Raw genomic sequence first — 21026 nt, 5'->3', positions numbered from 1 at the left:
ATTATTTATTTCACTAATCCAGACTGAATGTTTTGGTGTCTTTAAATCTTGATACTTCAATGGCTTCCATTTTGGTTTTATAAGCGCTCCAAGATTCATTAAAAAACGCATTTGTTTTGTTTAGTGCGTCCTTTACAGCTTCTTCGGCATGTAATAATAATGTTTTTTCTGTTTCGGTAATTCCGTTTTGTCTGGAACCAACATACCAATTAGCTGTTCCAATACGATCATTTACAGTAACTTCGGACGAGTTTGTAATGCCTTGGCGCTTATCGACTTTACCAAGATAAATGTCAATCAAACTATCTATTTTTTTGACAATGTCTTTCGAAGCGTTGATGTCGTCTTTATATTTATCCTTGTCTAATTTAGACAATTCCGATTTGAATGCATTGGCAATATCCTTGCTTTCAACCAATTGCTTGACCGCATCTGCAACAGTAGCTTGCATAGCTTCAATCTGTTTTGAGGCTGCATAGACTTCATTGATATTTTGTGTTGAAACCTTTAATCTAGGGTCACTTTTTACCGTAATCATTTCTTCTGAAGTTTGATCGCCAAAATGAAGTACCGCTTTGTATGTTCCTGGTTTTACTGAAACACCACTCGGTTCCCAATCTCGATTTCTGATACGTCTGGATGCTCTATCTACACCAGCTTCATCCATGTTCCATGTCCATTTATAAACACCTGTGGAATCTGGAGCTTTTTGTTTCAACGTTCTAATCAAACGTTCTCCATCATAAATTTTAAGATATAAGGAATCCCATGTAACTTCTGCATCTTTTATTTCAGTTTCTTTGTCTTCATTGTCTTCATTGTCTTCATCCTTGTCTTTGTCCTCTTTTGCCTTGTCTTCCTTTTTCATGGCATCAATTTTAACAAAGTAGGAGAATCGTGCACCATAACCTCTATTTTCTCCATGATACATCGCATCGGCACCAAAGCGACTTCCGGTTGGTTGCTGATAAGCTGCTTGGTAAGCAGTTGGAGGTTCAAAAAGTTCTAGTTTTTGATTTACTACGTTTTTGTCTTTAGCCATAGCACGTAACGGACGAATATCATCCAAAACCCAGGCAGCACGACCAAAGGTACCAATGATTAAATCATGTTCTCTTGGATGGATGACTAAGTCTTTCACGGAAACCGTTGGAAAACCATTGGTCCATTTGGTCCAATTTGTGCCAGCGTTAATCGAAATATACAAGCCATCATCTGTTCCCAAAAACATTAAGTTTTTCTCTATTGGGTCTTCTACAATAGACAAGGTGTAACTTTCTACGTCATCAGTATCTACAATACGCTCCCATGTTTTGCCGTAGTTTATGGTTCTGTAGGCATATGGTGTATAGTTAAAGCGTCTGTAATCATTGGCAATAAGAAGTGCTTCTCCTTTATTTTTATTGGAAGCTTTAATTTGAGGAATCCAACTGCCTTGTGGTAAGCCCTTAATGTTTTTGGTGACTTCAGTATAGCTTTGTCCACCATTTTGAGTATAGTGTACTCGACCATCATCGGTACCAACCCAAAACATGTTTTGCTCCACAGGAGATGGTTCGATAACTAGAATGGTACAATGATTTTCGGCTCCAGTAGCATCCATGGTTAAGCCACCACTTTCGTTTTGTTTTAGTTTTTCAGGATCATTGGTGGTAAGATCAGGAGAAATGACGGTCCATGTGTCACCTTTATCAGTCGATTTGTGTACAAACTGACTTCCAAAGTAAAGTGTATTATTATCAAAAGGATCTATGTTTATAGCTGCATTCCAGTTAAAACGCAATTCGACTTCCGGATCAGGATGCGTTGGTCTAACCGTATAATTGTTTCCCGTTTGCCAATCGTAGCGACTCACATACCCTTGTTGGCTCATAGACCATCCAAAGCGAGAATCATCTTTATCGGGAACGACATCAAATCCGTCACCAAAACTAATCTCTTGCCAGTAGCTGTTTCTAATACCTTGAACTCGCCATGTGTAAGCTGGTCCACGCCAAGAGCCATTGTCTTGCATACCTCCATAGACATTGTAAGGAATGTCGTTATCTACATTAATGTGATAAAACTGCGCTACTGGCAGGTTGCCAATAAAACGCCATGACTTACCACCATCTTTGGTGATATTCATGCCTCCATCGTTTCCATCAATCATAAAGGCGCCATTTTTAGGATGAATCCACCAAGCATGATGATCTGGATGCACTCCATTGCTTACGCCATAAGCAGGCATAAGTTGCTTGAAGTTTTTTCCTCCATCCTCAGAAACATTCACATATGTATATATGGAATACACGCGATTTTCATTTTGAGGGTCCACATAAATTTCAGAGTAATAAAAAGGACGATTGCCAATGTCGCTTTTGGAATTGATATTTTGCCATGTCATACCACCATCCTCACTTCTGTAAAGTGCATTTTTTTTGGCTTCAACCAACGCATAAACAATATTGGGTTTATTCTTTGCAATAGCGATTCCAATACGACCTAACTCTCCTTTAGGAAAGCCCTCTTTATCAGTGATTTTTTTCCAAGTCTTTCCACCATCATGAGTTATGTGTAGTCCAGAGCCTTCACCACCAGATTTAAAAAACCAAGGATCACGTTTGTGTTCCCAAAGTGCTGCTATAAGTTTGTTCGGATTAGTAGGGTCCATCACCAAATCAGCTGCTCCAGTCTTGTTGTTGGCAAAAAGGATTTTCTTCCAAGTCAGACCACCATCAGTCGTTTTATAAACACCGCGTTCGGGATGTATACCCCAAGGAGAACCAATTGCAGCTACATAAACCACATCGGGATTAGTAGGGTCAACAATAACACGATGTATGTGTCTTGTTTGTTCCAAGCCCATTAGCTTCCAACTTTTCCCAGCGTCAAGCGATTTATAAATGCCATAACCGCCATTCAGACTGTTTCTAGGATTACCTTCGCCAGTTCCTACCCATATTACACTTGGATTGGATTGTTGAATTGCCACAGCACCAATAGAAGCGGTTACTTCATTATCGAAAACAGGAGACCATTTTATGCCACCTGAAGTCGATTTCCAAAGTCCACCAGAAGCCGTTCCAACATACATAATATCTGTGTTATTGTGAACCACATCAATAGCGGTTACACGTCCAGACATGCCGCCAGGACCAATGTTTCTTGGTGTCATGTTTTTGATTAAATCCATTGAAATTTCTTGGGCAAATATTGAAAATGATGCAAAAAGCATCAAAAGAGGGTAAAGTTTTTTCATTTGTAGTTAATTAGTTTTTAAGAGTTCTAAAGATAAACAAAACTTATCATTGGATATCTAAAATAGATGTTAATGCTATTTACAGTCAAATCAAAAAATATTATTTTTATAATGCTATGAAATCACAGTCCAATTATAGAAAAGGCTTTATTTTTAAATCGTATGAAGCTCCAGAACAATCTCCTTTTGAAAAACTCTTTGAAATATTTAAAGAGCTCATCACATATACCTCTGGAGATTTTGATGAAGCTATAGATTGGCTTCGACAACTTGATGAGGAATACAATTTGACTACTGAAGACTATACGATAGAAGATTTTATAGAGGAATTAAAGAAAAAAGGGTATATCAAAGAAGACATCGATTCTGATGGAAATGGAGGCATGGTAATTACAGCCAAAACTGAACGTGCGATTCGTCAACAAGCTTTAGAGCATATTTTTGGTAAAATCAAACATAGTGGTCGAGGTAACCATAGAAGTAAAACCACTGGTTTTGGCGATGAGCATACAGGTGACTTTAGGGATTATCAGTTTGGGGATTCCTTAGATAAAGTCTCAATGACAGAAAGCTTACGTAACGCTCAGATTAATCATGGTATTGGAGCTTTCAATTTAACTGAAGACGATTTGGTGGTTGAAGAAACCCATCATAAGGCTCAAATGAGTACGGTTTTGATGATCGATATCAGTCATAGCATGATTCTTTATGGTGAAGATCGCATCACACCAGCAAAACGTGTAGCAATGGCATTGGCAGAATTGATTACAACTCGTTACCCAAAAGACACCTTGGATATTATTGTTTTTGGAAATGATGCTTGGCCAATAGAAATCAAGGATTTGCCCTATCTGAAAGTTGGACCTTATCACACCAACACTGTAGCTGGACTTGAGTTGGCGATGGATTTACTTCGAAGAAAGCGAAATACCAACAAGCAAATTTTTATGATTACCGATGGAAAACCGAGTTGTTTGCGTTTACCTGATGGACAATATTATAAGGATAGTGTTGGACTCAATCCTTACATTACCAATAAATGTTATGCTATGGCGCAACAAGCTAGGAAACTACATATTCCAATCACGACATTTATGATTGCTCAAGATCCGTATTTAATGAAATTTGTACAGGAGTTTACCCAAGCCAACAAAGGCAAAGCGTTTTACACTGGATTGAAAGGTTTAGGTGAAATGATATTTGAAGATTATGAAAACAATAGAATAAAACGAATCAAAGGATAAAATGATAGAAAACATAAAAACTTTAGGCGATTTAAAGAAAGCAGGTTACCAGTCGAAATCTATTAAAGATGAATTGAGAGATAATCTGATTGCAAAAATAAAAGCAAGGGAAACTGTTTTTCAAGGCGTGCATGGCTATGAAAACACAGTGATTCCAGAGTTGGAACGTGCCATTTTATCAAGACATAATATTAACTTCTTAGGTTTAAGAGGTCAGGCCAAAACACGACTAGCGCGATTAATGTTGAATTTATTGGATGAGTATATTCCTTATGTTGAGGGTTCAGAAATCAATGATGATCCATTTCAACCTATTTCTAGATATGCCAAAACACTCATTTCTGAAAAGGGAGACGAGACTCCAATTGCCTGGTTACATCGCAGTGAAAGGTTTTCTGAAAAGTTGGCAACTCCAGATGTGACTGTAGCAGATCTTATAGGAGATGTAGACCCAATCAAAGCAGCTAATCTCAAATTGAGTTATGCTGACGATCGCGTGATTCATTACGGGATGATTCCGAGAGCCAATCGCTGTATTTTTGTAATTAATGAGTTGCCCGATTTACAAGCGCGAATTCAAGTGGCTTTATTTAACATTCTTCAGGAAGGCGATATACAGATTCGCGGATTCAAATTGCGATTACCATTGGATGTACAATTTGTGTTTACGGCCAATCCCGAAGACTACACAAACAGAGGAAGTATCGTTACGCCTTTAAAAGATCGTATCGGAAGTCAGATACTCACACATTATCCTGTTGATATTGAAACCGCTAGATTGATTACAGAACAGGAAGCCAATTTAGATAAGAACCAAAAGGAAACCGTTATCGTTCCAGATTTGGCGAGGGATTTATTAGAGCAAATTGTATTTGAAGCTAGAGAAAGTGATTATATAGATGCCAAAAGTGGTGTAAGTGCGCGGTTAAGTATCACAGCTCTTGAAAATTTAATGAGCACAGCTGAACGCCGTGCTTTATTGAATGGCGACAAACAAACCATGGTACGATTAGGCGATTTTTTAGGTGTGATTCCTGCTATTACTGGTAAAGTGGAATTGGTGTATGAAGGTGAACAGGAAGGAGCCTCTGTAGTTGCTTATAATTTATTAGGTGAAGCGGTTAAAAGTTTATTCCCTGAGTTTTTTCCGAAGATTGAAAAGTTAAAGAAAGAAGACGATGAAACGCCTTATGATGATATTGTGTCGTGGTTTTTCAATCAGTCTGAAGGCTTTGAGATTTTAGACGATTTAAGAGACAAAGAATACCAGAGCCTATTGGATGCTATTTCGCCATTAGATGATTTATTGGGAACATACCAACCAAAATTAAAAAAGGAAGAAAGTTATTTTGTTAAGGAATTTGTGCTTTGGGCTTTGGTCGAATTTAAACAATTGAACAAATTCAGATTTACGGAAGGTATTCAGTTTAAAGACCCTTACGGAACCTTTATTAGCGGACTGTAACTGAATTTTAATCAGATTCTACTAAAACTGGCATATTTTCCTGGTCTTCCTTATTGGTCAATAACCATTGAGTACCATAGATGTCTTCGTATAGTATTTCAAAATCAATAGATCTTGTACTAAATACCTCCTTGAAGGCATTGCTACTTTGCTTACCGTAAATTTCAATGACATTTATAGATTCATTGGCTGGAAGTACAAAGCCTTTTACAAATGTACTGGTAACAGTTTGTACTGAATCTAAAGTTGGAGAAGAATTGAATAATTCCACAAAAAAATCATCTGTGTTGTCAAAAGATTTTTTTGAGTCTAATACGATATTGACATCCTTTATAAAAGCTGGTCCAACCCCTTTGTTGCCAATGATCACTTTGAAATTCCCATTGAGATCACTGTACCACTGATTGAGGTGTGGCAACACACTGGCACTTTGTTGTTTTTGAATAAGCTTGTTCTCTTCGCGAGCTAAGTAAGATTGATATAATAAAGCTATAAGGGAAATCACACTAATAAATAGTGCTGAGGTACTCATGATTTTATCTGTAGTCCAATTGACTTTCCAACGTTTTTTCTTTTTAGGCGTTTCTTCACTCATTTTCAATTACTTTAATGGTTTTAGTATTGACCTCTGGTTTTTATGTTTTTTATACATAACTCGATAATTTCTGTTATGCGTTTCTGTCTGGTGTTTTCTCTTTTAGCTTGATGTAGCCAATATAGATAACTTTTTTGGTATGAAGGTGCAAATGCTTTATAGTTAGTAAAAGCTTTTTTGTTTTTATTGAATGCGTTTTGTAAATCTTCAGGAATGATGCCATTTTCTACGTCATCAAGAGCTGACCAGCTACCGTTTTCCTTTGCAATTTTAATCTTGTTCAATCCGCTTTGATGCATCAAGCCAGCTTTTGAAAGCTCCTTTATATAAGATTTATTTAAGGCGCTCCAAGCACTTTTGTCGTTTCTCTCACAAAAATATTGTTGACGTTTGCCATTACCTAAACTTTTAACAGTTGAGTCAATCCAACCATAACATAAAGCTACTTTTACCGCTTCTTCCCATCGCATCGATGCGTTCTCATGTGCAACCTTATAAAAGATTAAGTAAATTCCTTTGGATGAATCATGATTATTGTGCAGCCATTCTCGCCATTCAATGTCATTTTTAAAATAGTATTCCATTAAACATTTGTGTAAATAATTGATTATTTGGTCGTTATATTGTAAAAGAATATAATTATGTGTTGTTTATCGATATTTTTAACAATCGCATTCAATTTATCGATTATTTTCCACAATTGAACAGTTTTTCAACATCTGAATCTATTTCTGCACATACTTTTACATCGTTATTGAAATCGTAATCAACATGTTACGAGGTATTCGGCCCCAAACCAATATTCCTTTTTAAGTTTCAATTTCTAGTTAATCCATCCTCCCTCAGCATTGAACAAGTTGTTCATACAAATTTTATAAACTAGAAAAACCTACTAATATGAAAACAATTACTCAATTAGGAATTTTTAACAACAAGATTGCTTCTTTAACTTATTTGTTTGTAATCTTTATTTCTTTAGGAACATTTGCCCAAAATACTGGTGATCCAAATGGTGAAGGTGATGACAGAATGAAAATCATCATGGAATTTACATCTACTGATTTGAATGTAAGAGAGATTGAAGTTATTGCTGATAATAATGCGACATCAAATTATGATTTAGATTTTGACGTTCAATTAAACAATGCATTGTCACAAGACATGTACTGGATGATAGGTGGTGCTAAATTCACGCAACAAGGTATTGACGAAATTTCAACTGAGACTGTTTTGCCACTTGGAATCAAAACAGATATGTATGGAATGAATAGTATTGCCATAGACAAATTGGAGAACATGCCATCAACCACAAAAACCTTTTTACACGATAAGGATTTAGATGTTTATTTTGATTTAGCCGATGGTGCTTATGAAGTAAATCTAGCTGCTGGTGAATATAACAACCGTTTTGAATTGGTTTTTCAAGCTCCTGAAACTTTAGGATTGACAAATTCTCAACTTAACGACAAATCAATCCGTGTTTTTTACAACAATTCAACATCACAGATCAATGTGCAAAATAAGTCTAATGTTAAGATAGAAGGAGTAGAGGTTTATGCAATTAACGGACAAAGAGTGTATGCAGAAAACACCATCAATTCAAGAGATAGCATTAAAGTGAATACATATAACATGGGTACTGGAGCTTACATTGTTTTAGCCAAAACAGAAACTCATGTAGAAACCCAAAAAATCATAATTCATTAGATTTTAGTTAGTTAGTTTTATTTAGTTGTGAAAGGGCTGCCAATTTTATGGTAGCCTTTTTTTTTATCTCATGACATCGTTTGGAAAGGTAACCACGCTCTCAAATCCGTTTGCTCCAACGGAAGCCACTCCAAAATAAAAATTATCGATAACAATACCTTCAAGTGTGAATTCAGTTGTATTTTCTACATATTTACTATGGTCCCAAGTTGGCGATGTGGTATCTCTCCAATAAATTGTATAGCCTTTGGCACCTTCAACAGAATTCCATTTCAATTTCACTGAAGCTTCAACAATACCGCCAATACTAACTGTTTTAGGAGCAGGTGGAGCAGCAGCGAGGCTTGCCAAATTTATGGCATTAACAGCCGTAAGCTTTTTGGCGTATTCAAAATTAACATGTTCATACGTATCACCATAGGCAATTCCATTTTCGATTCTGATGTCTTGGTGTTGTTGCGTGTAATTTTCATGAGCTTCCATAATTCGAACACCTGCAAAACCAACATCGTTAAATGGTCTGTGATGACCACCACGACCAAAACGATCTAAGCGATATACCATCATTGGATTCATTTCTGGCATATATGATTTTACGGTTTTATGTACATATCTTGCTAATTGTCTAGAAATACCATCAACTTCGCCGCCATAAAATCGTCGCATTCTTCGTTCCCGTTCTGTTTCAGTTGGTGGAACAGGTTCCGAAAATATTCTGAAAGTTCTGTTGTCAATAACACCATCAACTCCTTTGATGTTGCCTATCATATCATTATTAAGAATACCAATGATTTCCCACTGCTGCGCCTTGGCGTAATCAGCTAATCCTTTTCCACCGTACAAACCTTGTTCCTCACCAGACAAACCGACATAAATGATGCTACTTTCAAACTTGTATTTTGACAACACTCTTGCGGCTTCTATGGTGCCAGCCATTCCTGAGGCATTGTCATTTGCTCCAGGTGAATCTGAAGTGTAATTATTGGGATCAGATACTCGTGAATCAATATCGCCACTCATAATGATAAATCGGTTGGGATATTTTGTACCTCGTTGTATGGCCACAACATTAACGACCCATACATCTTTTACGATACGATCATTGTCACCTTTCTTGACGAAATTCTTTTGATTGAACACGTCTAAACATCCATTGCAATCTTCTGAAATCATTTCAAATTCCTTTTTGATCCACCGTCTTGCAGCACCAATACCTCTAGTTTCTGAAACCGTATCGCTTAGCGTATGTCGCGTTCCAAAATCGGCTAAAATCTTGATATCTTTTTTAATCCGTTCAGCGGAAACCGAATCAATAATATTATAAATTGCTGGTTGTTGTTGTCCTTGTCCGTAAGCGGAAAAGCATATACAAAATAGGAGGAGTAATATTCTCATGAAAAACTAGGATTTATGGATGAATTCATTCAGAATGTCTCGAACTTCATCGGTATTCTTAATATAGTATTTGGCACTGGTTTTTTGAAAGCCTACCTTGACAGTATATGCAGATTCGGGTAATTCCTTGAACATATATTCATCGGTCCAATCATCTCCGATACAAAACATAAAATCATAATTTGTTCCATTTAATAGTCTTGAGGATGCACGACCTTTGTTAACACTGCTGCTTTTTATTTCAATCACCTTATTTCCTTTGAGAACCGATAAATCGTTGTTGGATGTTAAGCTAGTCAATACGGTTTCTATTTCCAAGGTTCTGGTTTGTGCAAGTTCAGGATCGGCTTTTCTATAATGCCAAGCCAGAGAATATTTTTTAGCTTCAATAAATGTTCCAGGTGTTCGATCGACAAAGGTTTCCAAAATAGGCCTGATGTTTTCCATCCAATCATTTTTGAGACGTTCTAAGGCAACCCAATCCTTATTGGGCTCTTTCAGCCATACACCATGATCTGTAATTAAAGTATAAGGTTTGTGGGTAAACCATTCCGTAAAGGTTTCCTTATCTCGTCCACTAATAATCACTACGTGGTTTCTAGGATCAGATTGCAGTTCATCCAAGAGTTTGTAAAGATTTTGGTCCGGACTTGCATCTTTCGGATTGTCTTTAAAACTGGTTAAAGTTCCGTCGTAATCCAATAAAAATAGTCGACGTTCAGCAGCATTGAATCCAGAAATCATCTGCTTTTGAATAGTTTGGTTTAATCGGTTGGCGACAATTACTTCACCGAGATTTTTTGTAGCATGCAAGGATTTCATAAACTCTTCAGCCCATTTTTCAACGGTATAACGACGTAAGCGCTTCTGAAGGATTTTCATTCGCGATTGTTGCTCTTCCAATGGCATTTCCAAGGCATATTTTAAGGTGTCTGCTATTTGCTCGAAATTATTCGGATTGATAAGTATGGCTTCGTTCATTTCTTTAGAAGCTCCAGCCATTTCGCTCAACATCAACACACCATCTTGTTCTGTTCGTGTTGCCACATATTCTTTGGCGACCAGATTCATTCCATCTCGAACAGGAGTAATCATGGCCACATGTGATGAGGTATACAGATCAATAAGGTTTCCAAAAGGCATAGAACGATAGAAATACCAAATGGGAGTCCAGCTTACTGTGGCAAAATTTCCATTGATGCGACCAACGAGCTCATCCGTTTCGCGTTTCAATCGTTGGTATTGAGGTACATTTGATCGCGACGGAACAGCGAGCATAATCAATCGAACTTTCTCCTTAAATTCTGGATACTTGTTCAAAAAGTATTCAAACGCACGAATGCGATTTGGAATTCCTTTGGTATAATCCATCCGGTCAATCGATAAAATCATTCGTGCCTCAGTGCTAGATTGAATGTGGTCATCCAAACGTTTTTGTAGCTCTGATTTTTCTTCATTTTTCTGCTTTAGGGCAGAATTGTAAAACTTATCGTAGTCAATTCCCATAGGGAAAGAATCCACTTTAACAATGCGATCGTGATAGGTAATTTCATTAAAATTAACATCCAATCGCAAAATACGTTTCACAGAACTCAAAAAGTGACGTTCGTAATCATAGGTATGGAAACCAATTAAATCGGCTCCTAACATACCATGGAGCAGTTGCTCACGCCAAGGAAAAGTTCTAAAAATTTCATAGGAAGGATATGGAATATGTAAAAAGAAGCCTATAGTTGTGTTTGGTTTTTTATCTTTTATAAGTTTCGGAAGCAGTAATAATTGGTAATCGTGAACCCAAATGGTATCGCCATCTTCAACGTGCTCCAAAACTGCATCTGCAAATTTTTGATTAACGGTTTTATAGGATGCCCAAAATGTTTCTTCAAACTCTGTATATTCCATGAAATAGTGGAAGAGAGGCCAAAGTGTTCGATTACTAAAACCATAATAAAAATTGTCTAGATCATGCTGGCTCAAAGTCACGGTATCACACTTTTCCTTTTTAACTAAAGCCTTCACTTCCTTTGATAGTTCTGGTGTGAGTTCTTCTTCGGTAAGCCCAGACCAACCAATCCATAAACTTTTCCCATCTTGGTGAACCGACTTTAAACCCGTAGCGAGTCCACCAACACTTGGTGTAACCTCAAGTTTATTGTCTTCTAATTTTATCTGAAGTGGAAGTCGATTGGAAACAATTATTGTTTTATTCATTTGAAATCTTTAGTTTGTATTTTCTTAGGCTAATTAAAAAAGCGAGTGTTGAATTTTAATATATAAAAAAGATTTGAATAATAACTTAAACTACGGCATAATTGGTAATTGTAGAAGTGCAGCGTTGATTTCCAAAACTGGATCATTGGATTGGTGTTGCTTACCAGAATTTGATTCCTCTTCAGTTTTTGCAAAATTATTGGACGAAAATAAAGGTGGAAGCTTTGATATTTCAGTTGCAGATGAGTATAAAATTTCACAACACTATCTCAAAAACACCTGTATATTAATCACGCGCTTTGAAACAACATCTGATGCATTTGAAGTTCATGATTTCATGCCTCGCTATAGAAAAGAGAATAAAAAATATTATGCGCCACCAGAAGTCGTTCGCTATTTCAAACTTATTAAAGGGACACCAGAGTTTAAGATTAACTATAATCCGAAATTAGAGTATGCTATTGGAAATACCAATGTTTATATCAAGGAAGATTTTATCGTAAGTCTAACCGATAAGGAGAAATATGACACTTTGTTTTTATATACCAACTTTGACAAGGAAAAAGTTGTAGAAGGGAAACCGATAGTTTTGGAGAAAGATGGCTTTTGTCTTTTTGGTTATAATGAAAAATTGTTTTTACCTACAGTAGATAAAATCAGTTTAGAGTTAGAACGTACCAAAGTATATTGGCTCAATTGGATGGAACGTACACCAACCTACAATCTGTATAACGATTACATTTCTAGAAGTGCTTTAACTTTAAAATTACTCAGTTATGAAAAAACAGGAGCAGTTTTGGCTGCTGCTACAACATCATTACCAGAAACCATTGGCGAAGTCAGAAATTGGGATTATCGATTTTGTTGGATTCGTGATGCCTCTATGGTGATTAAAGTAGTATCTCATTTAGGGCATAAGCGCATGGCAAAGCGCTATTTGCGATTCATCACTAATCTGATTCCGGATAAGGATGAGAAATTACAAATTATGTACGGAATTAATGGCGAAAAACAGTTAACTGAAATTATATTGGACCATCTTGATGGTTATATGGGTTCAAAACCTGTTCGAATAGGAAATGCAGCTTATACCCAACGCCAAAATGATATCTACGGAATTTTAATGGATGTAATTCATCAACAACTCACATATTTTAGTACAGATATTGAAAATGGGGAAGAACTCTGGTCAATTACCAAGGGCATCGTTTGGGTTGTAAATAAACACTGGAAAGAAGCCGATAAAGGGATTTGGGAATTCAGAACCGAAGATCGCCATTTCACTTTTTCAAAAGTATTATGTTGGGTTGCGGTTGATAAAGCCATTAAGGTGGCTGAAATCCTAGGAAAAAACCACAAAAAGAGTAAATGGCAAAGTTTGGAAGAGGATATTCGCAATGATATCATGCAAAACGCTTGGAATGACGATGTACAAGCCTTTACACAAAGCTATGGTTCTACAGATTTAGATGCTTCGGTGTTGCTCATGGAGCCTTATGGATTTATTGATGCCAAAGATCCAAAATATGTCAGTACAGTTAAGGCGATAGAGCAGGAGTTGAGTAATGATGGCTTGTTATATCGTTATAAAAATAAAGATGATTTCGGATTGCCATCATCCTCCTTTACCATTTGTACATTTTGGTTTATCAATAGTTTGTTTAAAATTGGTGAAACCCAAAAGGCTAAATATATGTTTGACCAACTATTGAGTTACAGTAATCACTTAGGACTTTTTAGTGAAGATATTGATTTTGAAACCAAACGTTTGTTAGGGAATTTCCCTCAAGCTTATTCACATTTAGCATTGATAGAAACGGCAGTCAATTTATCAAAAATCACAGAAGAGGAAAAGGTCAAAGAATTTATTGGATAAGTGAAAATGTGATGAGTTGAATTATTTCTTATAACTGAACTTCACAATTTCAATGTCGCCATTATCATTTTCAATATCTACGAAAACATTCATTTGATTGTCGCTAACTTTTTCAAAAGTCATGCCTTCAAAAATAACTTGAGTTGCAGTGATTTTCTTAAGTGGAAAATCGACCGTTTCATTTTTGGTTTCCCAGCCTTTCAAATCATTATCGAAATGCTTGAGTTGTAATATAAGCGTGTTATTGATTTCTCTTATGACTTCAATTTCATAAAATGACACCTTTTCGTCAACAACAAGCTTAAAGGTAGCCATCATTGAATCGCCTAAAGGTGCACTCCAATTTTCTTCAACCTGTCCTCCAAAGGCTTCACCCTTCCAGTTTCCCGCAATCCATGCACAATTTTCCAATTTGGGTTCTAAAACCGTTTGACTTTGGCTGAAAGAAAAGGTCAATGACCATACAATGATTAATACAACTGATTTCATATTTATTGAATAAAGGTAACTTTAACGATTTTTCCATTTTCTACTTCATAAATGGCGACTGCATTAATAATTTGTCCGTTGGCAGTCACTTGTTCTTCATCTATGATTTTATTTTTGAACACGATTCGTTTTTTTACAAAGGCTCTCAAATCTGGTACGCCTTCAAACCAATCCTTATAACTTTTGCGCATGGCTTCTTTCCCTTCGGTTTGCAATGTGTTCGGATATGCGTATAACTTGACGTCTTCAGCATAGTCAGCCATAAACGCGTCTATATCTCTGTTGTTGTAAGCCTCTAAGTTTCTTTGTACAATGGCTTCAACAGTGGCTTCGTTACTAGTGCTGTTTTCACTAGTATTGGTATTTTCATTCGAATTTTCAGTTGTTTCTTCTGAAGTGGTGTTTTTTGTTGAAACTTCACCAGCAATAAGTAATTGCCCTTGTGTATTGTCTACTGCTAAGCGAGTAATGTTTGTGATTCCATAAGTACTCAAGTCTGAAACAGGTTTCCAATTGTTGTCACGTTTAAGTCTTAACTTGTATAATGTGCTTTCTTTTCCTGACAGAAGCGTTTTATCATCAAGCCAACAAATATCTTCAACGCCTTCAAGGGTATTGGCAATAACTTTAGTCACTCCAGTTTTTGGGTCTAAGGATTTAATTTGCCATTGATTTTCGTCACTTTTTGAAATGAAACTAACCAAGTTGGAGTTTGGGATTTTATGAAAAGAACGACCTACATTGGTGACATATTTTCTATTGATGCCATCGTGAATATTAGAGGTAAATAAATTCAGCTGATTGTCTTCAATAACTGCAGAAACAATAGTGTGCTCATCAAACCAAGTGTAATAAGCCACCACCAAATCTGGAATTAATTCTCTTGATTCTCCATTACTTCTATTATATGCGTACAATCGTTGTTTGCCATCAGAATCTAATCGTACAGCAGAAATATCTCTATTATTCGGAATCGCCAAAGGTGTATATTCTCCTCCTGGAGTGAAATTTATCCAAGTTTTGGAATCGTATCTTGTATCGTATTTGGCAATATCAGTTTGACCATTTCTTGTAGAAGAGAACAGGATGTAGCGGTCGTTTAAAAAAGACGGCTGATTGTCATAGCCTTCATTATTGGAAATATTTTTACCTTGACTGATTTCAATTTGGGAATCTTTCTGAAGGATATCAAATAAGAAGATTTCAGTGTTGGTTTGCCCAAAGCAAATGATGCTGATACATAGGAAAAGATAAAGGAATGGACTTTTCATGATATTAATTTTGAACTTTTTAAAGATAAGGAAATAAAAAAGCCAATTCAAAACATGAACTGGCTTTCTATTGTTTAAAAATTTGAATTAGCCTAAATCTTAAAAACAATATTTATTTTCAGCTTTCACTTTTTCAGCGATTTCGTTTCTTAGATCCACAATATCAGGATAGTTTTGATATTTCGTGAATCGTTTTAATCCCATAAGCATCATACGTTGCTCATCGCCTTCAGCAAAAGAAATAATACTTTCTTTGCCTTTTGCTTCCACAAGACTTACAGCATTGTATAAGTACAGTTTAGACATTGCAATCTGCACTTTTTGAGCCTCTTCACCAAAACGCTTAGCATTCTTTTCAGTTCTCAAAATGGCTGATTCTGCCATGTAGATTTCTATTAAAATATCAGCAGCAGCAATAAGCAGTTGTTGGTGTTTTTCCAAATCTGGACCAAACTTTTGAACAGCAGCTCCAGCAACCATTAAGAAGACTTTCTTAAGTTTGGCAATCATATCTTTTTCTTCTGAAAACAACTCTGAATAATCAGGTGTATCAAAAGAAGGAATGCCCATTAATTCTTCTTGAACTTTCATTGCAGGACCAAGAAGGTCAACATGCCCACGCATGGCTTTTTTAACCAACATACCAACACTCAGCATTCTATTAATTTCGTTGGTACCTTCATATATTCTTGCAATACGTGCATCTCTCCAAGCTGATTCCATTGGAGTTTCCTCTGAGAATCCCATACCACCAAAAATCTGGATGCCTTCATCTGCACAATTTTGAACATCTTCAGAAACTGCAACTTTTAAAATGGAGCACTCAATAGCATATTCTTCAACACCTTTAAGCTCTGCTTCTTGATGAGAATTTCCAGAGGCTTCTCTAATTGCAATTCGGTCCTCAATATTTTTAGACGCTCTATAAGTTGCAGATTCTCCAGCATAAGCATCAGTAGCCATTTTTGCCAACTTCATTTTTATAGCACCAAAATCTGCAATAGGTCTATTGAATTGCTTACGCTCATTGGCATATTGAACAGCAGTTGTTGTAATACGACGCTGAGAATCCAAACATGCAGCGGCCAATTTGATTCGACCAACATTAAGGGCATTCATAGCAATTTTGAATCCGTTACCACGTTCAGACAACATATTTTCTACTGGAACAACAGTGTCGTTAAAAAACACTTGACGTGTAGAACTTGCTCGAATACCTAATTTGTGTTCTTCTTCACCTAGAGTAATACCGTTTGATGGATCGTTTTCTACAATAAAACCTGTAATGTTTTTATCATCTTCAATTCTAGCGAATACAATAAATAATTTACAGAAACCAGCATTTGAAATCCACATTTTTTGTCCGTTGATCTTATAAGACTTTCCATCTTCAGTTAACTCTGCAGTGGTTTTTCCAGAATTTGCATCAGAGCCAGCGCCAGGCTCGGTTAAACAATACGCTCCGAACCACTCACCAGTAGCTAATTTTGGAACATATTTTTGCTTTTGTTCTTCAGTACCATATAAGGTGATTGGCATTGTTCCAATACCTGTGTGTGCGCCAAAAGCAGTACTAAAGGATCCAGTTCCAGAGGAAATGTAATCACAGGTTAATACTGTTGATACAAATCCCATTCCGAGTCCGCCATAAGCTTCAGGAACGGCAACACCTAAAAAGCCAAGTTCACCAGCTTTTTCCATACATTGCTCTGTAAAAGCAAAATCTTTAGCTTCAAAACGGTTTCTATGGGCAATGATTTCACGGTCGTTGAATTCCATAACCGCTTCTTTCATCATTTGTTGTTCTTCTGAAAAATCTTCAGGCGTAAATACGTCTTCACAGTTGGTTTCCTTAACCAAGAATTGACCTCCACGTAGGATATCCTTTTCAGTTGCTTCCATTTTTTATAATTGTATTAAGTTTTTTTTAGTTTAAAAATTCAAATATTCCGCAGGCACCTTGACCAGTACCAACACACATCGTCACTGCACCATAGTTATTTTTCATGTCACGCTTACGCATCTCGTCAAACAATTGAACGGATAGTTTAGTGCCAGTACAACCTAAAGGATGACCTAATGCAATAGCGCCACCATTCACATTGATGATATCTGGATTCAAGCCCAATTCACGAATCACAGCAAGCGACTGGGAAGCAAAGGCTTCATTCAATTCAATTAAGCCTAGATCGTTTTGGCTTAAACCTGCTTGTTTGAGTGCTTTTGGAATTGCTTTTACAGGACCAATTCCCATGATTCGAGGTTCTACACCTGCAGCAGCATAGCTCACCAACCTAGCAATAGGCTCGATGTTGAGTTCTTTAACGAGGTCTTCGCTCATAACCATAACAAAAGCAGCACCATCACTCATTTGAGAAGAGTTTCCAGCAGTAACACTTCCACCTTGAGCAAACACAGGACGTAATTTTGATAGAGCTTCAATGCTCGTACCTTGTCTTGGGCCTTCATCTTTGTTTACCGTATACGTTTTAGTCACTTTTTTGCCGTTTCCATCAATATAAGTTTGATCTACAGTAATCGGAACGATTTGATCTTGAAAACGATTTTCTGCTTGTGCTTTTAAAGCCTTCATATGTGAATTGTAAGCAAATTCGTCTTGATCTTCTCGAGAAACCTTAAATTGGTTGGCAACAGCTTCAGCCGTATTTCCCATTCCCCAATAATATTCTTCATGTCCAGCCTTAACCGTATCATAATTTAACTCAGGTTTAAAACCTGTCATAGGAACAGAACTCATGCTTTCAGATCCACCAGCTATGATACAATCTGCCATTCCTGCTTGAATTTTAGCTGTAGCAATGCCAATGGTTTCCAATCCTGAGGAACAAAATCTATTGACGGTAACTCCTGGCACGTCAACACTATTAAGCCCAATAAGTGAAATAAATCTTGCCATATTCAGTCCTTGAGAACCTTCTGGCATAGCATTTCCAACAATAACATCATCAATTCTTGAAACGTCAAGATTTGGCAACTCTTTCATCATGTATTGAATGGTCTCTGCGCCAAGTTCGTCAGCTCTTTTAAAGCGGAAAAGTCCTTTAGGCGCTTTTCCAACAGCTGTTCTATATGCTTTTACTATATATGCTTGTTTCATTGTATTAGTTTCTTAAAGGTTTACCTGTTTTTAACATGTGTTGGATGCGCTCTAGCGTTTTTCTTTCTGTACATAACGATAAGAATGCTTCACGCTCTAGATCCAATAAATATTGTTCGCTAACTAGAGTAGGTTCAGATAAATCACCACCAGCCATCACATAGGCAAGTTTATTGGCTATTTTTTGATCGTGTTCACTGATATAGTGGCTCGCTTCCATAGCATCTGTTCCAACTAGGAACATACCCAGGGCTTGTTTACCGAGAACCTTAATGTCTTTTCGTTTGACAGGTTGTGTGTATCCAGCATCAGCCATAAGTCGCGCATACGCTTTAGCAGTTGCTATTTGTCGGTCTTTATTGACAACTACAACATCCTTTCCTTTTTGAAGTACACCTAAATCGAAAGCTTCATAAGCCGAGGTTGCCACTTTGGCCATTCCGATAGTTAGGAAATATTCTTGAAGTACATTCAATTCAACATCACCTTTTCTGAAGGTGTCTTGAGCTCTTAGAGCCATTTCTTTAGAGCCTCCACCACCAGGAATCACACCAACACCGAACTCTACCAATCCAATGTAAGTTTCAGCAGCTGCCACCACTTTATCAGCATGCATAGACAACTCACAACCACCACCAAGAGTCATACCATGAGGTGCTGCAACGGTTGGAATAGACGAATATCGCATACGCATCATGGTGTCTTGGAAATACTTAATCGCCATATTGAGTTCGTCATATTCTTGCTCAACAGCCATCATAAAAATCATACCAATGTTAGCACCAACCGAAAAGTTAGCAGCTTGATTACCAACCACCAATCCGTCGAAATCTTTCTCAGCAATATCAATCGCCTTGTTAAGTCCGGCAAGAACATCACCACCAATTGTATTCATCTTCGATTGGAATTCTACATTTAAGATGCCATCGCCTAAATCTTCAACCACAACACCTGAATTTTTGAAAATCTCATTCGATTTTCTGATGTTGTCAAGGATAATATAGCTATCCTGACCAGGTATTTTTTCTTGGGATTTCTTCTGAATGTCATAAGCATAAGTTGCACCATCCTTTACAGTGTAGAACGATTTGCTTCCCGAAGCTAGCATCTCATTGACCCAAGCGTTTGGTTCAAGTCCTTCAGCTTTCATGATTTCGATGCCTTTTTCAACACCAATGGCATCCCAAATTTGGAATGGACCATGTTCCCATCCGAAGCCAGCTTTCATGGCATCATCAATCTTGTATAATTCATCTGAAATTTCAGGAATTCTATTGGATACATAAGCGAACATTGCCGCAAAGTTCTTGCGATAAAATTCTCCAGCTTTATCTTTTCCCTTAACCAGAACAGGAAAACGTTCGATAACCTTGTCAATAGGTTTGGTAAGTTCTAGGGTAGGGAAAGAGGCTCTCTTTTTTGAGCGATATTCTAAGGTATCAAGATCTAAAGATAAAATGTCACTTTTACCATCATCTGTTCTTACTTTTTTATAGAAGCCTTGCCCTGTTTTACTACCAAGCCATTTGTTGTCCATCATGGTTTTGATGAAATCAGGTAATTTGAACAGTTCATGAGCTTCATCGTTCGGACAGTTGTCATAAATACCATTGGCTACGTGCACCAAAGTGTCAAGCCCAACCACATCAACAGTTCTGAAGGTTGCCGATTTTGGTCGACCAATCACTGGTCCTGTTAATTTGTCAACTTCCTCTATGGTTAAGCCTAATTCCTTAACCTGATGGAACAAGGATTGAATACCAAAAATTCCGATTCTATTTCCTATAAACGCAGGCGTGTCTTTGGCAATCACAGAGGTTTTTCCAAGGAACTGTTCGCCATAGCCATTTAAGAATTCTAAAACTGAAGGGTCTGTTTTAGGACCAGGAATAATTTCAAATAACTTTAAATAGCGTGCAGGATTGAAGAAGTGTGTTCCGCAGAAATGTTTTTGGAAATCTTCGCTTCTGCCTTCACTCATGAACTTAATAGGAATACCTGACGTATTAGACGTAATTAAAGTTCCGGGAGTGCGATATTGTTCTAGTTTTTCAAAGACTTGTTTCTTAATGTCTAGACGTTCAACGACGACTTCCATAATCCAATCCACGTCTTTAACCTTTGCGATATCATCCTCAAGATTACCTGTAGTAATTCGGTCTTTAAAAGACGAATGATATAAAGGTGCAGGTTTTGATTTTATGGATGCTTCGAGTGCTTCGTTAACCAAGCGGTTTCTAACCACTTTGTCTTCAAGAGTTAATCCTTTGGCTTTTTCTTTGTCGTTGAGTTCACGTGGTACAATATCCAATAATAGGACATCGACACCAATATTTGCAAAATGACAAGCAATACCGCTTCCCATAATGCCTGAACCGATAATGGCAATTTTCTTAATTCTTCGTTTACTCATG

General features: G+C 37.0%; 14 protein-coding genes. 4 read left to right on the top strand and 10 right to left on the bottom strand.

The window, feature by feature from the left end; genetic code table 11:
• Positions 1-13 precede the first annotated feature (13 nt).
• Positions 14-3241, bottom strand: a complete 3228-nt coding sequence (locus AB9K26_RS08515; protein ID WP_369972132.1) for a WD40/YVTN/BNR-like repeat-containing protein — start codon at positions 3239-3241, stop codon at positions 14-16.
• 116 nt (positions 3242-3357) lie between these two features.
• On the opposite strand from AB9K26_RS08515, the gene AB9K26_RS08510 reads away from it, so the two are divergent.
• Entirely contained in the window at positions 3358-4485 is a 1128-nt protein-coding gene (locus AB9K26_RS08510; protein ID WP_369972131.1) for a VWA domain-containing protein, read from the top strand.
• 1 nt (position 4486) lies between these two features.
• Positions 4487-5950 carry a sigma 54-interacting transcriptional regulator gene (locus tag AB9K26_RS08505; protein ID WP_369972130.1) on the top strand — a complete coding sequence of 488 codons (1464 nt, stop codon included), beginning with the start codon at positions 4487-4489 and terminating at the stop codon, positions 5948-5950.
• A 7-nt stretch (positions 5951-5957) separates the two neighbouring features.
• Here the strand turns inward: AB9K26_RS08505 and AB9K26_RS08500 are convergent, their stop codons facing one another.
• Positions 5958-6545, bottom strand: coding sequence for a hypothetical protein (locus AB9K26_RS08500; protein ID WP_369972129.1), 588 nt, complete (start codon positions 6543-6545; stop codon positions 5958-5960).
• Positions 6546-6565: 20 nt separating this feature from the next.
• The gene (locus AB9K26_RS08495) at positions 6566-7129 is read right to left on the bottom strand and encodes a YdeI family protein (protein WP_369972128.1); all 564 of its coding nucleotides are present in this window, start codon (positions 7127-7129) and stop codon (positions 6566-6568) included.
• A gap of 313 nt (positions 7130-7442) precedes the next feature.
• On the opposite strand from AB9K26_RS08495, the gene AB9K26_RS08490 reads away from it, so the two are divergent.
• Positions 7443-8252, top strand: a complete 810-nt coding sequence (locus AB9K26_RS08490) for a T9SS type A sorting domain-containing protein (protein WP_369972127.1) — start codon at positions 7443-7445, stop codon at positions 8250-8252.
• A 63-nt stretch (positions 8253-8315) separates the two neighbouring features.
• On the opposite strand, the gene AB9K26_RS08485 is transcribed toward AB9K26_RS08490, so the two are convergent.
• Positions 8316-9647, bottom strand: a complete 1332-nt coding sequence (locus tag AB9K26_RS08485) for a M28 family peptidase (RefSeq protein ID WP_369972126.1) — start codon at positions 9645-9647, stop codon at positions 8316-8318.
• Between the two features lie 6 nt (positions 9648-9653).
• On the bottom strand, positions 9654-11858 hold the full coding sequence (locus AB9K26_RS08480; RefSeq protein WP_369972125.1) for a bifunctional alpha,alpha-trehalose-phosphate synthase (UDP-forming)/trehalose-phosphatase: 2205 nt from the start codon (positions 11856-11858) through the stop codon (positions 9654-9656).
• Positions 11859-11931: 73 nt separating this feature from the next.
• Between AB9K26_RS08480 and AB9K26_RS08475 the strand changes: the two genes are divergently transcribed.
• Entirely contained in the window at positions 11932-13734 is a 1803-nt protein-coding gene (locus AB9K26_RS08475) for a glycoside hydrolase family 15 protein (RefSeq protein ID WP_369972124.1), read from the top strand.
• A gap of 21 nt (positions 13735-13755) precedes the next feature.
• Here the strand turns inward: AB9K26_RS08475 and AB9K26_RS08470 are convergent, their stop codons facing one another.
• The 5 genes from AB9K26_RS08470 to AB9K26_RS08450 all read right to left on the bottom strand — a co-directional run bounded on the left by AB9K26_RS08470 (position 13756) and on the right by AB9K26_RS08450 (position 21025).
• Entirely contained in the window at positions 13756-14223 is a 468-nt protein-coding gene (locus tag AB9K26_RS08470; RefSeq protein ID WP_369972123.1) for a DUF6265 family protein, read from the bottom strand.
• Positions 14224-14225: 2 nt separating this feature from the next.
• On the bottom strand, positions 14226-15494 hold the full coding sequence (locus AB9K26_RS08465) for a nuclear transport factor 2 family protein (RefSeq protein WP_369972122.1): 1269 nt from the start codon (positions 15492-15494) through the stop codon (positions 14226-14228).
• A 99-nt stretch (positions 15495-15593) separates the two neighbouring features.
• A complete protein-coding gene (locus AB9K26_RS08460) occupies positions 15594-17396 on the bottom strand; it encodes an acyl-CoA dehydrogenase family protein (RefSeq protein WP_369972121.1) in 1803 nt (600 codons plus the stop codon).
• A 25-nt stretch (positions 17397-17421) separates the two neighbouring features.
• Positions 17422-18612 (bottom strand): acetyl-CoA C-acyltransferase, encoded by a 1191-nt coding sequence (locus AB9K26_RS08455; RefSeq protein WP_369972120.1) that lies wholly within the window; start codon positions 18610-18612, stop codon positions 17422-17424.
• A 4-nt stretch (positions 18613-18616) separates the two neighbouring features.
• Positions 18617-21025: a 3-hydroxyacyl-CoA dehydrogenase/enoyl-CoA hydratase family protein gene (locus AB9K26_RS08450; RefSeq protein WP_369972119.1), complete on the bottom strand. Its 2409-nt coding sequence runs from the start codon at positions 21023-21025 to the stop codon at positions 18617-18619.
• Position 21026 lies beyond the last annotated feature (1 nt).

Source organism: Psychroserpens sp. XS_ASV72 (assembly GCF_041224425.1).
Taxonomy (GTDB): domain Bacteria; phylum Bacteroidota; class Bacteroidia; order Flavobacteriales; family Flavobacteriaceae; genus Psychroserpens.
The sequence above is the reverse complement of the archived record's forward strand: the minus strand, read 5'-3'. Positions and strand labels throughout refer to the sequence as shown.